Here is a 14,032-nt window from a genome sequence, read left to right as displayed (position 1 = left end):
TCGTACCCCCGGGGTAGGAAGGCCGTGGTGGACGGCGGCGACAGGGGTGAGCGGGTGAGTGTGACGCGACAGGCGCGGGAGCGGGTGCGGCCGCCGCTGCCCCGGGTGCCGGCGCTCGCGGTGCTGGCGCACTACCTGGTCGGCTATCGGCGCACCTGGCGGGCCGGGGTGTTCTCCTCGTTCCTGCTGCCGGTGCTGACAGTGGTCGGCTTCGGGCTGGGCGTGGGGGCCTACATCGACCAGGGCGTCGGCGGGGTGCGCTACCTCGACTGGCTGGTGCCGGGGCTGATCGCCTCGACCGCGGTGCAGGTGGCCATCGGCGAGTCGACCTGGCCGGTGTTCAGCAACTTCCAGTGGATCAAGACCTACTTCGCGCAGAGCGCCGCGCCGCTGCGGGTGGCCGACATCCTCACCGGTCACCTGGCCTTCGTGCTGTTCCGGGTGCTCACCACGATCGCCGCGTTCCTGGTGGTGACCGCCCTGTTCGGGGCGCTGCGCTCGCCCTGGGCGCTGGTGGTGCCGGCGGTGGTGGCGCTGCTCGGGCTGGCCGTGGCGGCGCCCACCTTCGCCTACGCGTCGGCGGTCGACACCGACAGCTGGCTGGCCATGCTGTTCCGCTTCGCGGTCATCCCGATGACGCTCTTCGCCGGGGTGTTCTTCCCGGTCGAGTCGCTGCCGGTGGGGCTGCGCTGGGTGGCCTACGCGACGCCGCTCTGGCACGGCGTCGACCTGTGCCGGGCGGCCACCCTGGGTGTCGCTCCGCAGTGGTCGGTCGCCGGCCACCTGCTCTACCTCGCCGCCTGGGCGCTCGGCGGCTGGCTGCTGGCCCACCGCGCGTTCCGCCGCAAGCTGGTCGTCTGAGGAAGGCTGTCGTGGTCACTCTCGTACTGCCCCGGCTGGTCGACGTCTCCGCCGCGAGCCGACGGTCGGTGTCGGTCGCCGAGCGCAACGTCGCGGCACTGAAGTCGGTCTACTGGCTGCTGCTCCTCTCCGGCTTCGTGGAGCCGCTGCTCTACCTGCTCTCCATCGGGGTCGGGGTGGGCGCCCTGGTCGGCGACCTCACCCTGCCCGGCGGGCAGGTCGTCTCGTACGCGGCGTTCGTGGCCCCGGCGATGCTGGCCTCGTCGGCGATGACCGGCGCGCTGGCCGAGACCACCTTCAACTTCTTCGGGAAGATGAAGTACATGAAGCTGTACGACGGGGTGATCGCCACCCCCGTGCAGCCGTTCGAGATCGCCCTCGGCGAGCTGGGCTGGGCGATGCTGCGGGGCAGCGCCTACTCGGCGGCCTTCCTCGCCGTGATGGTGGCCATGGACCTCACCACCCCCGCCCGGGCGCTGGTCGCCTTCCCGGGGGCGGTGCTGGTCGGTTTCGCCTTCGGGGCGATCGGCATGGCCATCTCCACCTTCATGCGCAGTTGGCAGGATTTCGACCTGATGGGGTCGGCCCAGTTCACCCTCTTCCTCTTCTCCGGCACCTTCGTGCCGGCCGAGGCGTACCCGTCGGTGCTGCGCTGGCTGGTCGAGGTGACCCCGCTCTACCGGGCGGTGCACCTGATCCGGGGCGTCACCGTCGGCGGCGACGGCTGGTCGTGGTTGCCCGACGTGCTCTACCTGCTGGCCGTGCTGGCCGTCGGGTTGCTGGTGGCTTCGCGCCGGATGGGCAGGTTGCTCTACAAGTAGCGGCCCGTGGTGTGTCGACAGTCATGCCGGCAGCCTTTGCTTGACCGGTCAAGCAATGCACATACTTGACCGGTCAATTGCCTGTCCCGTGCCCTGGAGACCACCCATGCCTGAGCTGGAGTTCGGACTCGACACCTTCGGCGACGTCCCGCAGGACGACTCCGGTGCGCTGGTCTCCCACGCCGCCGCGATCCGGCAGGTCGTCGACGAGGCGGTGCTGGCCGAGCAGGTCGGCGTCGACGTCATCGCCCTCGGCGAGCACCACCGGCCCGAGTACTCGATCTCGACCCCGGAGACCGTCCTCGCCGGCATCGCCACCCGCACCTCACGGATCCGGCTCGCCTCCGGCGTGACGGTGCTGAGCTCGGACGACCCGGTCCGGGTGTTCCAACGCTTCGCCACCGTGGACGCGATGTCGAACGGCCGGGCCGAGGTCATCCTCGGTCGTGGCTCGTTCACCGAGTCCTTCCCGCTGTTCGGCTACGACCTGAGCGACTACGACGTGCTGTTCGAGGAGAAGATCGAGCTGTTCGCCAAGCTGCTCGACGAGAAGCCGGTCACCTGGAGCGGCACCAAGCGTGCCCCGCTCGACAACGCCGACGTCTTCCCGAAGACGGAATCGGGGCGCCTCACCACCTGGGTGGGCGTTGGTGGCTCGCCGCAGTCGGTGGTCCGCACCGCCCGTTACGGCCTGCCGCTCATGCTCGCCATCATCGGTGGCCAGCCGGGGCGCTTCGCGCCGTACATCGACCTGTACCGGCGGGCGGCCGCGCAGTTCGGCACGACCGCGTACCCGGTCGGCATGCACTCGCCGGGCTTCATCGCCGACACCGACGAGGAGGCCAAGGAGATCTACTGGCCGCACTACCGGATCATGCGCGACCGGATCGGCGCGCTCCGCGGTTGGCCGCCCATCCGGCGTGTGGAGTTCGACGCCGAGGTCGAGCAGGGGTCCCTCTACATCGGTTCACCGGAGACCGTCGCCCGCAGGATCGCCCGCGCGGTCAGCACCCTCGGCGTCGGCCGGTTCGACCTCATCTACACCGCGGGCGCCCAGCCGATCAGCGCGCGGCTGCGGGCCGTCGAGCTCTACGGCACCAAGGTGGTACCGATGGTCCGCGACATCCTCGCCGGCTGACCCCCGTTCGAGGCGGCGGGTCCGCCACCCCGGCAGCGGCGAGACAACCTGGGAGAAGGACATGAACGACGTCGTCCGGCAGGGCCCGAAGACCCTCGGCATCCTCGGCGCTGGCAAGGTGGGCACCGTGCTCGCCCGGCTCGCCCTGGCCGCCGGCTACCAGGTGCTCATCGCGGGCTCCGGCGACCCGGCGAAGATCGCCCTCACCGTCGACGTGCTCACGCCCGGGGCGGTCGCCGTCACCGCCACCGAGGCCGCGGCCCGGGCCGACCTCGTCATCCTCGCCCTTCCGCTGGGCAGGTACCGCACCATCCCGGCGGACGCGCTGCGCGGCAAGCTGGTCGTCGACGCCATGAACTACTGGTGGGAGGTCGACGGCATCCGCGACGACCTCACCGACCCGCGCACCTCGTCCAGCGAGATCGTCCAGTCCTTCCTGCCCGGCTCCCGGGTGGTCAAGGCGTTCAACCACATGGGCTACCACGACCTCGAGGACGGAGCCCGCCCCGCGGGCGACCCCGGCCGCAAGGCCCTGGCCATCGCCGGCGACGACCCCGCCGACCTCGACACGGTCGCCGCGCTGGTCGACGCGCTCGGCTTCGACCCGGTCGTCGCCGGCCCGCTCGCGGCCGGCGTCAGTCTCGAACCGGGCACCGACCTGTTCGGTGCCAACGTCGACGCCGACGAGATCCGCGCCCGGCTCGACCGGTTCCCGCAGTCGGAGCGCGGGCAACTCATCGCCCGCGCGCGAGCCTGAGCCGAGGGCAGGCCACGGCGGGGCGGCGTCCGGCCGGTCCGCGGTGCCCGATGCCGCCTGCCCCCTGAGGTCCGCCGACGCCGCCGACACCGCCGACGCCGCCGACGCCGCCGACGCCGACGCCCGCGCCGAGACCTACGCCTGCGCCAGCGCCGGATGGGCAGGTTGCGCTCCGACCGGGTGGTTAACCGGCCCCTGCCTCGGGCATGTCGGGGGATGACGCCGACGACGAGGGAGGGGCGATGGCCGCCGACAATTCTTCCGCCCGCGAGGGGCGGGACCCCGCCGGGCCGGTCGGGCCCGACGAGGGGCCGGAGAGCCCGGCCCAGCTGCCGGGCACCGGGTGGAAGGCGGCGCTGCGGCGCACCGTCCGCGAGTTCCAGGACGACAGCCTGACCGACTGGGCGGCGGCGCTGACCTACTACGGCGTGCTCTCCATCTTCCCCGGCCTGCTGGTGCTGATTTCCATCCTCGGCCTGCTCGGGCCGCAGGCCACCCAGGGCGTCAAGGACACCGTCAACGACGCGGTGCCCCAGGAGAACATCCGGGAGATCATCGACACCGCGATCGGCCAGGCGCAACAGAGCGGCGGGCTGGCGAGCCTGGCCGCGATCCTCGGTCTGCTGGCCGCCTTCTGGTCCGCGTCCGGCTACATCGCGGCGTTCATGCGCGCCTCGAACACCATCTACGACGTGCCCGAGGGCCGGCCGATCTGGAAGACGCTGCCGATCCGGATCGGCGTCACCGCGGTGATCGGGGTGATGCTGCTGGCCTCCGCGGTGATCGTGGTCTTCACCGGTGGCCTGGCCGAGCAGGTCGGCGAGGCGATCGGGGTCGGCGCCACGGTGGTGACGGTCTGGAACATCGCCAAGTGGCCGGTGCTGCTGATCCTGGTGAGCCTGATGTTCGCGATCCTCTACTGGGCCTCGCCGAACGCGCGGCACGGCGGGTTCCGCTGGGTCAGCCCCGGCGGGGTGCTGGCCGTGGTGATCTGGCTGGTGGTTTCCGGCCTCTTCGCGCTCTACGTGAGCAACTTCGGCTCGTACAACAAGACGTACGGGGCGCTGGCCGGCGTGATCATCTTCCTGGTCTGGCTCTGGCTCAGCAACATCGCGATCCTGCTCGGCGCCGAGTTCGACGCCGAACTTGAACGCAGCCGCGCCATCTCGGCCGGGCACGCGGCCGACGAGGAGCCGTACGTCGAGCTGCGCGACGACCGCAAGCTCCGCAAGAAGCGCAACACCGGCCACCGCTGACCGCGCCCCGCCCCGGCCTCCGCCCCGCCACCGGAACAGGTGGCGGGGCGGTTCGCGTTCGCACCCGATCCGAACTGCGCGGATGTCACCGCCGGCCGGCGCTGCTTTTCTTGATCCACTATTAGCTTTTGTTCGGACGGACAAAAGTTGGCGTCAGATGGGCCGAAGCTCTGGACAGGTGGCACGGAACGCTCCTACTGTGTCGGGCACAACACCTCGGCGTTGCGCCGACGTGGACGAGCCCCTGAAGAGGTGAGCCCGGTGCGGAGCGTGGACCCGTTGCACGTACGGCTGTTGCGGTTGCTCCGCGACGAGGGGGCGGTGTCCCGGGCCGAGCTGGCCGACCGGTTGCAGATGCCCCGCCCCCGCCTGCTCGCGGAGCTGGAACGGCTGGTCGGCCTCGGTTACGTGGCCGAGGCGGGGCTGGCCGCCTCCCGCGGCGGTCGACGCTCCACCCTTGTCGAACTCAGCCCGCACCTGCGGTTCGCCGCTGTCGACCTGGGCGCCAGCTCGATCGACGTCGAGGTGGTCAACGGCCGGCTGGAACCGGTCGCCGCGTACGCCGAACCGGCCGACATCCGCTCCGGGCCGAAGCTGATCCTCCAGCGGGTCAACGAGCTGCTGCACAAGGCCAAGGTGGACGGCGCCTACGAGCGCCTCGACGCGGTCGGCATCGGCGTGCCCGGCCCGGTCAGCTTCCGCGACGGCGTCCCGGTCTCCCCGCCGATCATGCCCGGGTGGGACCGGTTCCCGGTACGCGAGCTGCTCACCCGGGAGCACGGCTGCCCGGCCGTGGTCGACAACGACGTCAACATCATGGCGATCGGGGAGCGGCACGGCGGGGTGGCCCACTCGGTCGACGACTTCCTCTACGTCAAGATCGGCACCGGCATCGGCTGCGGCATCTACCTCAGCGGCGAGGTCTACCGGGGCACCGACGGCTGCGCCGGGGACATCGGCCACATCCAGGTCGACTCGCACGGTCCGATGTGCTCGTGCGGCAACGTCGGCTGCCTGGAGGCGCTGTTCAGCGGCGCCGCGCTGGCCAAGGACGCGACCGCCGCCGCGCGCAGCGGCGCCTCGCCGGCGCTGGCCGAGCGGCTCGCCGCCCGGGGCGAGGTGACCGCGCTGGACGTCGCCGAGGGTGCCGTCGAGGGCGACGTCACCTGCATCCAGCTGATCCGCGACGGGGGGCGGCGGGTCGGCGGCGTACTGGCCGGGCTGGTCAGCTTCACCAATCCGTCGATGATCGTGATCGGCGGTGGGCTCGCCCAGCTCGGGCACATCCTGCTGGCCGAGATCCGCAGCGTGGTCTACCGCCGGTCGCTGCCGCTGGCCACCGGCAACCTCCCGGTCGTCCTGTCCGAGCTGGGGCCGCGCGCCGGGGTGGCCGGCGCCGCCGTCCTCGCCAGCGACGTGGCCTTCGGCGAGGCGTCATGACCGAGCAGCGCGCGCAACCCGAGGAGGCCGTCGTGACAGATGCTCCGCTGGTCGAGGCGCCCGCCGACGCCGTCGCGGGCGAGGTGGTGCTGCGCCTCACCGACGTGGTGAAGACCTTCCCGGGCGTACGGGCCCTGGACGGGGTGCAGCTGGAGGTGCGCGCCGGTGAGGTGCACTGCCTGCTCGGGCAGAACGGCGCCGGCAAGTCCACCCTGATCAAGGTGCTGGCCGGGGTACACCGGCCCGACTCGGGGCTGGTCGAGTGGCGCGGCGAGCCGGTCACCTTCGCCAACCCGCAGGCCGCCATGCGCGCCGGCATCGCCACCATCTACCAGGAACTCGACCTGGTCGAGGACCTCTCGGTCGCGGAGAACGCCTTCCTCGGCCACGAGCCGCGCCGGTTCGGCTTCGTCCGGCGCGGGCACATGGCCCGGCGTACCCGGCAGATCCTCGGCCGGCTCGGCCACGCCGAGATCGCGCCCGGGCGGATGGTCCGCGCCCTGCCGGCCGCCGGCAAGCAGGTGGTCAGCATGGCCCGCGCGCTCTCCCACGAGGCGCGACTGATCATCATGGACGAGCCGAGCGCGGTGCTGGCGCACGACGAGGTCGGCAACCTGTTCCGGATCATCCGCGAGCTGACTGCCCAGGGCATCGCCGTCATCTACATCTCGCACCGGCTGGAGGAGATCCGCGAGATCGGCGACCGGGTCACCGTACTCAAGGACGGCCGGACCACCGCGGCGAACCTGCCGGCCCGCGACACCCCGACCCGCGACCTGGTCAGCCGGATGACCGGCCGCACCATCGAGTACGTCTTCCCGGACCGCCCGGCCGCCGAGCCGCGCGGCGAGGAACTGCTGCGGGTGGACGGGTTGACCCGGGCGGGGGAGTTCGCCGACGTCTCGCTCAGCGTCCGGCCCGGCGAGATCGTGGGCATCGCCGGGCTGGTCGGCTCGGGCCGCTCCGAGCTGCTGGAGACCATCTACGGCGCCCGCCGGGCCGAGGCGGGCACGGTCACCATGGCCGGCCGGACGCTGCGCCCGGGCAACGTCGGCGCGGCGGTACGGGCCGGCATGGGGATGGCCCCGGAGGAGCGCAAGAGTCAGGCGCTGCTGCTCGGCGAGCCGGTCTACCGCAACGTCACGCTGGCCACCTTCGGCCGCTACGCCCGGTTCGGCTTCACCGACACCGGCCGGGAGCGAGCCGAGGCGGACCGGATCGCGGCGAGCCTGGAGCTGCGCCCCCGCGACGTCCGCCGGCCGGTGCGCACCCTCTCCGGCGGCAACCAGCAGAAGGTGGTGGTCGGGCGGTGGCTGCTCGGCGACACCCGGCTGCTGCTGCTCGACGAGCCGACCCGGGGCGTGGACGTCGGCGCCCGGTCCGAGCTGTACCAGGTCATCCGGGCCCTGGCGGCCCGCGGCGTCGGGGTGCTGCTGGTCTCCAGCGAGGTGCCCGAGGTGCTCGGTCTGGCCGACCGGGTGCTGGTGATGCGGGAGGGGCGGGTCGTCCGCGAAGCCCCGGCCGGCGAACTCGACGAGAACACCGTGCTCGACCTCGTCATGGCGGGGTCCCTGATGGAAGGCGCACCGGCATGAGCGATGTACCTCCCACACCCACCGCGGAGCGGGCGGCGCAGCTGCCGGCGCAGTCCCCGCCGGTGGACCCGGCGGAGACGGCCGCGGCCGGCGACCACGCGGCGGCTGGTCGGCTCTCCTGGTGGCGGGGCGACGGCGGCGAGGGCGCCCGCCGCAACCTCGCGCTGATCGGGGTGCTGCTGGTGCTGATCGTGATCGGCGCGATCACCCGCTCCGACCTCTACTCCAACCCGGACTGGGTCTGGGACAACGTGCTGAGCATCCTCAAGCTGGCCTCGGTGGTCGGCGTGGTCACCGTCGGGATGACCTTCGTGATCATCGGCGGTGGCATCGACCTCTCGGTCGGCGCGATCGTCGCACTGGCCGGGGTCTGGTGCACCACGGTGGCCACCCAGAGCTACGGGGCCGGCGGCATGATCTTCAGCGCGCTCACCGTCGGCCTCGCGGTCGGCCTGGTCAACGGGCTGCTCATCTCGTACGGCCGGCTGGTGCCGTTCATCGCCACGCTGGCCATGCTGGTGGCCGCCCGCGGCCTGGCCGCCGAGATCTCCGACAAGCAGACCCAGGTGTCGGACAACTCCTTCATCAACGGCCTGGCCAGCAACGACCTGCTCGGCATCCCGCTGCTGGTCTACATCCTCGCCGCGGTGGTGGCGGCCGGCTGGGTGCTGCTCAACCGGACCACCTTCGGCCGCCGCACGGTGGCGGTCGGCGGCAACCCGGAGGCGGCCCGGCTGGCCGGGATCAACGTCAAGCGGCACACCCTGCTGCTCTACGCGCTCTCCGGGCTGTGCTGCGGCATCGCCGCCATCATGCTCACCGCCCAGGCCAACTCGGCCCAGGCGGCGATGGCGAACCTCTACGAACTGGACGCGATCGCCGCCGCGATCATCGGCGGCACGCTGCTCAGCGGCGGGCGGGGCACCATCATCGGTTCCCTGCTCGGGGTGGTCATCTTCGCCACCATCACCAACCTCTTCGCCATCAACGGCCTCTCCACCGAGGCCCAGAACATGGTCAAGGGCGGCATCATCGTCGCGGCCGTCCTGGTCCAGCAGGTCAAGTTCCGCAGCGTCACCCAGTTCCTGAGCCGCAACCGGCTCACCACCACCTGACCCGATCCCGACCACGCACCACCCGGGCCGCCGGTGCACGCGACGGTGGCCTGGCCCCGCACACCCTTTTTCCGAGCACCGCGAACCCCCTTCCCTCCACCACCGCGAACACAGGAGGTCGTCATGACCCAGCACAGTCGCGACCTGTCGCGCCGCAGACTGCTCTTCGGCGGGGCCGCCGTGGGCGCCGGTGTGCTCCTCGCCGGGTGCACCAGCAACGAGCAGGAGCCGACCGAGGCGCAGACCAAGGCGGCCGGCGCGCCCGGCGGCAACAGCGAGCCCGGCAAGCGGGTGACGATCGGCTTCTCCGCGCCGGCCGCGGACCACGGCTGGATCGCCGCCATCACCAACAACGCCAAGGCCCAGGCCGGGACGTACTCCGACGTGGAGTTCAAGACGGTCGAGGCCGGCGCGGACGCGGCGGCCCAGCGGGCGGCGCTGTCCACCCTGATCTCGCAGAAGCCGGACGTCATCGTGCTGTTGCCGCACGACGGCAAGGAACTCAACGCCTTCGGCCTGGAGGCGATGAACGCCGGCATCCCGGTGGTCAACCTGGACCGGGCGTTCCCGGACGCGCGGGCCTACCGGCTGCAGATCAAGGGCGACAACTACGGCATGGGGGTGGCCGCCGCCACCTACATGATCGCGCAGTTCAAGGCGAAGAACCTGACCAACCCGGTGATCGGCGAGATCGCCGGCATCGACTCGCTGGAGCTGACCCAGGAGCGGTCGAAGGGCTTCGCCGACACGCTCACCGCTGCCGGTTTCCGGATCGCCAACCGCCGGGCGGCGGAGTTCACCGCCGACTCGGGCCAGCGGGAGGCCGCCCAGCTGCTCCAGGCGCTGCCGAAGATGGACGCGCTCTGGAACCACGACGACGACCAGGGCATCGGCGTGCTGGCCGCGATCAACCAGGCCAACCGCAAGGAGTTCTTCATGGTCGGCGGCGCCGGCTCGAAGAAGGCGATGGAGGACATCCAGGCGGACAACACCCCGCTCAAGGCGACGGTCACCTACAGCCCGTCGATGGCCTCGTCGGCCATCTCGCTGGCTCGGCTGATCGGCCAGGGCCGGGGCATGTCCGACCTGGTGGAGCTCCAGGTGCCGAAGGAAATCATCCTCGCCTCCGAGACGATCACCAAGGAGAACGCGAGCAACTACCTCAAGCTCGGGTTCTGATACACGGGGGGAGACCCACCTTGTCCACGACGAACAAGCAACTGCGGGTCGGCATGGTCGGCTACGCGTTCATGGGCGCCGCGCACTCGCAGGCGTGGCGCACCGTGAACCGGGTGTACGACCTGCCGGCGCGGGCCCGGATGGCGTTGATCTGCGGCCGGGACGCCGGGAAGGTGGCCGACGCCGCCGACCGGCTCGGCTGGGAGGCGTACACCACGGACTGGCGTGACCTGGTCAGCCGGGACGACATCGACGTGGTGGACGTCTGCACGCCGGGCGACAGCCATGCCGAGATCGCGCTCGCCGCGCTGGCCGCCGGCAAGCACGTGCTGTGCGAGAAGCCACTGGCCAACACGGTCTCCGAGGCCCGGGCGATGGCCGCCGCGGCGGCCACCGCCCAGGCCGCCGGGGTGCGGTCGATGTGCGGGTTCAACTACCGCCGGGTGCCCGCGGTCACGATGATGCGGCAGCTGGTCGCCGACGGACGGCTCGGAGTGATCCGGCACGTCCGGGCGACGTACCTGCAGGACTGGATCGTGGACCCGCAGTTCCCGCTGGTCTGGCGGTTGCAGAAGGACAGGGCGGGCTCCGGCGCGCTCGGCGACATCGGCGCGCACATCATCGACCTGACCCAGTTCGTCACCGGGCAGCGGATCGCCGGGGTCAGTGCGGTGACCGAGACGTTCGTCAAGGAGCGGCCGCTGCCCGCGGAGTCGAGCGGGTTGGCGGCCACCGTGGACGCTGCGGGCCCGGTCGACGGGCACGGTTCCGTCGACGGGCACGCCCCGGCCACCGGCCCGGTCACCGTCGACGACGCCGCGGTCTTCGTGGCCCGGCTCGACGGCGGCGCGCTGGCCACGTACGAGGCGAGCCGGTTCGCCACCGGCCGCAAGAACGCCCTCCGGGTGGAGATCAACGGCTCCCTCGGAACCGTGGTCTTCGACCTGGAACGCCTCAACGAGCTGGAGTTCTACGACGCCACCCGACCGACGGCCGAGCAGGGCTTCAGCCGCATCCTGGTGACCGAGGGCGAGCACCCGTACATGTCGGCCTGGTGGCCGCCCGGCCACATCATCGGCTACGAGCACTCGTTCACCCACCAGATGCGGGACTTCATCGAGGCGATCGCCACCGGCGTCGACCCGGCCCCCTCCTTCGCCGACGCGTTGCAGGTCCAGCTCGTGCTGGACGCGGTGACCCGGTCGGCGGAGCTCGGTTCCTCGTGGACCGAGGTGGAGCCGGCGCTGGCCCCGGTGGCTGCCTGAGCCACCTCCGGGACCGACCGGCGAGGGCCCGGCCGCGGTTTGCGCCCCGCGGCTGGGACGAGGCCGGTTCCGGAGGACGTGCCGCCGGGCCGTACGGCCCGGTGACGCACGAGCAGGACGGTCGTCCGGTGCGGCCGGACCGGGATTCCCCGGCCGCACCGGAGGGCCGCCACCAACCCGGCGATCCGGAGGACCAGATGGCACTGCCCACCGCTCGCGTCCACACCGTCCACCGCTCACACCCCAACGGGTGGTCCGCACCCCGGGCATCGACCGATCCGGCGAACGGCGCCGGCTGAGACGTCCGGCCGGGGCGTGCCGTCGCTCCGACCGGTCGGATGCGGGGGAGGCAGGGTCGAGACGCCGACCGACCCTGCCTACCAGCCCCGTCCGTCCGGCCCGCACCGGGAGCCGGTCCGGCGCCGTTGCCGCCGACTTCGACGCCGGCCGGTCAGCTCCACCCGAGGTGGACGGCCGGACGGGGCCCATCCGCTCCGCACGAAGATCTTCCGCAGCGCAAAGAAATATGTATATAATTCTATTTCCGGCCGGTTCCTCCTGATCTGGGAAGGAGCACCATGCGTACGGGTGTCTGGCTGGTGGGGGCGCGCGGCTCGGTCGCGACCACCAGCATCGTGGGAGCGCTCGCCCTGCGGGCCGGGCTGGCCGGCCCCACCGGCTGCGTCACCGAGCTGGCCGAACTGCGCGGCCCCGCCCTGCCGTCCTTCGCCGACCTGGTCTTCGGCGGCCACGACGTGGTCGCCACCCCGCTGGTCAAGCGGGCCGAGGCGCTCGCCGCCGCCGGCGTGCTGCCGGGGCGGCTGGTCGCCGCGCTGGCCGACGAACTGGCCACGGTCGAGCGGGAACTGCGCCCCGCGCCGGCCGGCGGCAGCCAGGCCGACCGGGCCGTCGCCACCGTCCGTGACCTCGACGACTTCCGCCGCCGGCACGAGCTGGACCGGGTGGTGGTGGTCAACGTCTCGGCCACCGAACCCCTCGCCCGGCCGCACCCGGCGCACGCCGACCCGGCCGCGCTGCGGGCCGCGCTCGCCGGACCCGAGGAGGTGCTGCCGGTCAGCTCGCTCTACGCGTACGCGGCCGTCACCGCGGGCTGCCCGTACGTCGACTTCACCCCGTCCACCGGGCTGCGACTGCCGGCGCTGCGCGCGCTGGCCGACGAGCGCGGCCTGCCGTACGCCGGGCACGACGGCAAGACCGGGGAGACCCTGGTCAAGTCGGTGCTCGCGCCGATGTTCGCGATGCGGCACCTGGCGGTGCGCTCCTGGTCCGGGGTGAACCTGCTCGGCGGCGGCGACGGCGCCACGCTCGCCGACCCGGCCGCCAACGCCGCCAAGGTGGAGAGCAAGCAGCGGGTGCTCGGCGAGACCCTCGGCTACCAGCCGCAGGGCGGCACCCGGATCGACTACGTGGAAAGTCTCGGCGACTTCAAGACCGCGTGGGACCTGGTCACCTTCGCCGGGTTCCTGGGCACCGGGATGCGGCTGGAGTTCACCTGGCACGGCTGCGACTCCGCGCTGGCCGCGCCGCTGGTGCTCGACCTGGCCCGGCTCACCGCCGCCGCGCACGCCGCCGGGCACCGCGGGCCGCTCGCCGAGCTCGCCTTCTTCTTCAAGGACCCGCTCGCCGCGCCCACCCACGCGCTGGCCGAGCAGTGGACCCGGCTGTGCGAGTTCACCCGCCGGCTGCACGCCGGAGGCAGCGATGACCAGCCCGGCTGACCTGGCCGAGCTGGTCCGCGCACCGGCCGCGCTCTCGGTCCCCGGGGACGTGTTCGCCGGCGCCGCGGCGGCCGGCACGCTGGGCCGGCGTACGCCCGCCCTGGCCGGCGCCTCGGTGCTGCTCTACTGGGCCGGCATGGCCGCCAACGACTGGGCCGACCGGCGGCTGGACGCCGTCGAGCGGCCGGAGCGGCCGATCCCCAGCGGCCGGGTCAGCCCGCCCGCCGCATTCGGCCTGGCTGTCGGGCTCACCGCCGCCGGGCTCGCGCTGGCCACCGCCGCCGGCGGCCGGCGGGCCGCCGCGGTCGCACTGCCGCTCGCGGCCACCGTCTGGGGGTACGACCTGGCGGCCAAGAACACCGCCGCCGGGCCGGCCGTGATGGCCGCCTGCCGGGGGCTGGACGTGCTGCTCGGCGCCTCGGGTGGCCGGCTGCGCCGGGCGGTCCCGGCGGCGGTCACCGTGGCCGCGCACACCTGGACGGTCACCGCGCTGTCCCGCCGCGAGGTCAGCGGCGCCGAGGCCGGCCTGCCGCTGCGGACCCTGGCCGGCACCGCCCTGGTCGCGGCCGCCGCCGCGACGCCCCCGGCCGCCACCCGTACCCGGTCCGCCGGCGACCCGACGCGGGCCCCGGCCCGGCTGGCGCGGGTCGCGACGGCCCTGCCGGCGGTGCTGGCCGGCTGGTACGCCGCCCGCTACGGCGGGGCGCAGGCGCGGGTGGTGGCCGAACCCTCGGCCGGTCGGGTACGCGCGGCGGTGGGCGCCGGGATCACCGGGCTGCCCGCGTTGCAGGGCGCGCTCACCGCGCGCTCCGGGGCCGGCCTGCTCGGGCTGGCGGTGGCGGCGGCGGCACCGCTGGGCCGCCGGC

11 protein-coding genes and 1 pseudogene are annotated in these 14,032 nt (G+C 72.9%); all 12 read left to right on the top strand.

The annotated features are described in order from the left end of the window. Positions 1 to 60 precede the first annotated feature (60 nt). Positions 61 to 861, top strand: a complete 801-nt coding sequence (locus DLJ47_RS30315; protein ID WP_109905133.1) for an ABC transporter permease — start codon at positions 61 to 63, stop codon at positions 859 to 861. An 11-nt stretch (positions 862 to 872) separates the two neighbouring features. Beyond that, positions 873 to 1,682: an ABC transporter permease gene (locus DLJ47_RS30310; RefSeq protein WP_109905131.1), complete on the top strand. Its 810-nt coding sequence runs from the start codon at positions 873 to 875 to the stop codon at positions 1,680 to 1,682. A gap of 106 nt (positions 1,683 to 1,788) precedes the next feature. Continuing rightward, positions 1,789 to 2,820, top strand: coding sequence for an LLM class flavin-dependent oxidoreductase (locus DLJ47_RS30305; protein WP_109905129.1), 1,032 nt, complete (start codon positions 1,789 to 1,791; stop codon positions 2,818 to 2,820). A gap of 58 nt (positions 2,821 to 2,878) precedes the next feature. Beyond that, positions 2,879 to 3,577, top strand: a pseudogene (locus tag DLJ47_RS30300) (NADPH-dependent F420 reductase); the annotation flags it as partial. A 242-nt stretch (positions 3,578 to 3,819) separates the two neighbouring features. Then, positions 3,820 to 4,833 carry a YihY/virulence factor BrkB family protein gene (locus tag DLJ47_RS30295; RefSeq protein WP_109905125.1) on the top strand — a complete coding sequence of 338 codons (1,014 nt, stop codon included), beginning with the start codon at positions 3,820 to 3,822 and terminating at the stop codon, positions 4,831 to 4,833. Between the two features lie 261 nt (positions 4,834 to 5,094). Next, positions 5,095 to 6,273, top strand: coding sequence for an ROK family protein (locus DLJ47_RS30290; RefSeq protein WP_109905163.1), 1,179 nt, complete (start codon positions 5,095 to 5,097; stop codon positions 6,271 to 6,273). Beyond that, positions 6,270 to 7,868 carry a sugar ABC transporter ATP-binding protein gene (locus tag DLJ47_RS30285; protein ID WP_109905123.1) on the top strand — a complete coding sequence of 533 codons (1,599 nt, stop codon included), beginning with the start codon at positions 6,270 to 6,272 and terminating at the stop codon, positions 7,866 to 7,868. Before DLJ47_RS30290 ends, DLJ47_RS30285 begins: the two co-directional genes overlap by 4 nt. Next, on the top strand, positions 7,865 to 8,983 hold the full coding sequence (locus DLJ47_RS30280) for an ABC transporter permease (RefSeq protein WP_109905121.1): 1,119 nt from the start codon (positions 7,865 to 7,867) through the stop codon (positions 8,981 to 8,983). Before DLJ47_RS30285 ends, DLJ47_RS30280 begins: the two co-directional genes overlap by 4 nt. Positions 8,984 to 9,106: 123 nt before the next feature. Continuing rightward, on the top strand, positions 9,107 to 10,162 hold the full coding sequence (locus DLJ47_RS30275) for a substrate-binding domain-containing protein (RefSeq protein WP_109905119.1): 1,056 nt from the start codon (positions 9,107 to 9,109) through the stop codon (positions 10,160 to 10,162). Between the two features lie 53 nt (positions 10,163 to 10,215). Next, entirely contained in the window at positions 10,216 to 11,427 is a 1,212-nt protein-coding gene (locus DLJ47_RS30270) for a Gfo/Idh/MocA family protein (protein ID WP_396774901.1), read from the top strand. Positions 11,428 to 12,005: 578 nt separating this feature from the next. Further along, a complete protein-coding gene (locus DLJ47_RS30265; protein ID WP_109905115.1) occupies positions 12,006 to 13,166 on the top strand; it encodes an inositol-3-phosphate synthase in 1,161 nt (386 codons plus the stop codon). Then, positions 13,150 to 14,032: SCO3242 family prenyltransferase (locus DLJ47_RS30260; protein ID WP_109905113.1), on the top strand; the 883-nt coding region annotated here is incomplete at its 3' end. The genes DLJ47_RS30265 and DLJ47_RS30260, both read left to right, overlap by 17 nt.

Source organism: Micromonospora sp. S4605 (assembly GCF_003176715.1).
GTDB classification, from domain to species: Bacteria; Actinomycetota; Actinomycetes; order Mycobacteriales; family Micromonosporaceae; genus Micromonospora; species Micromonospora echinaurantiaca.
Note: the sequence above shows the minus strand (reverse complement) of the source record. Positions and strands in the feature narration are given on the sequence as shown.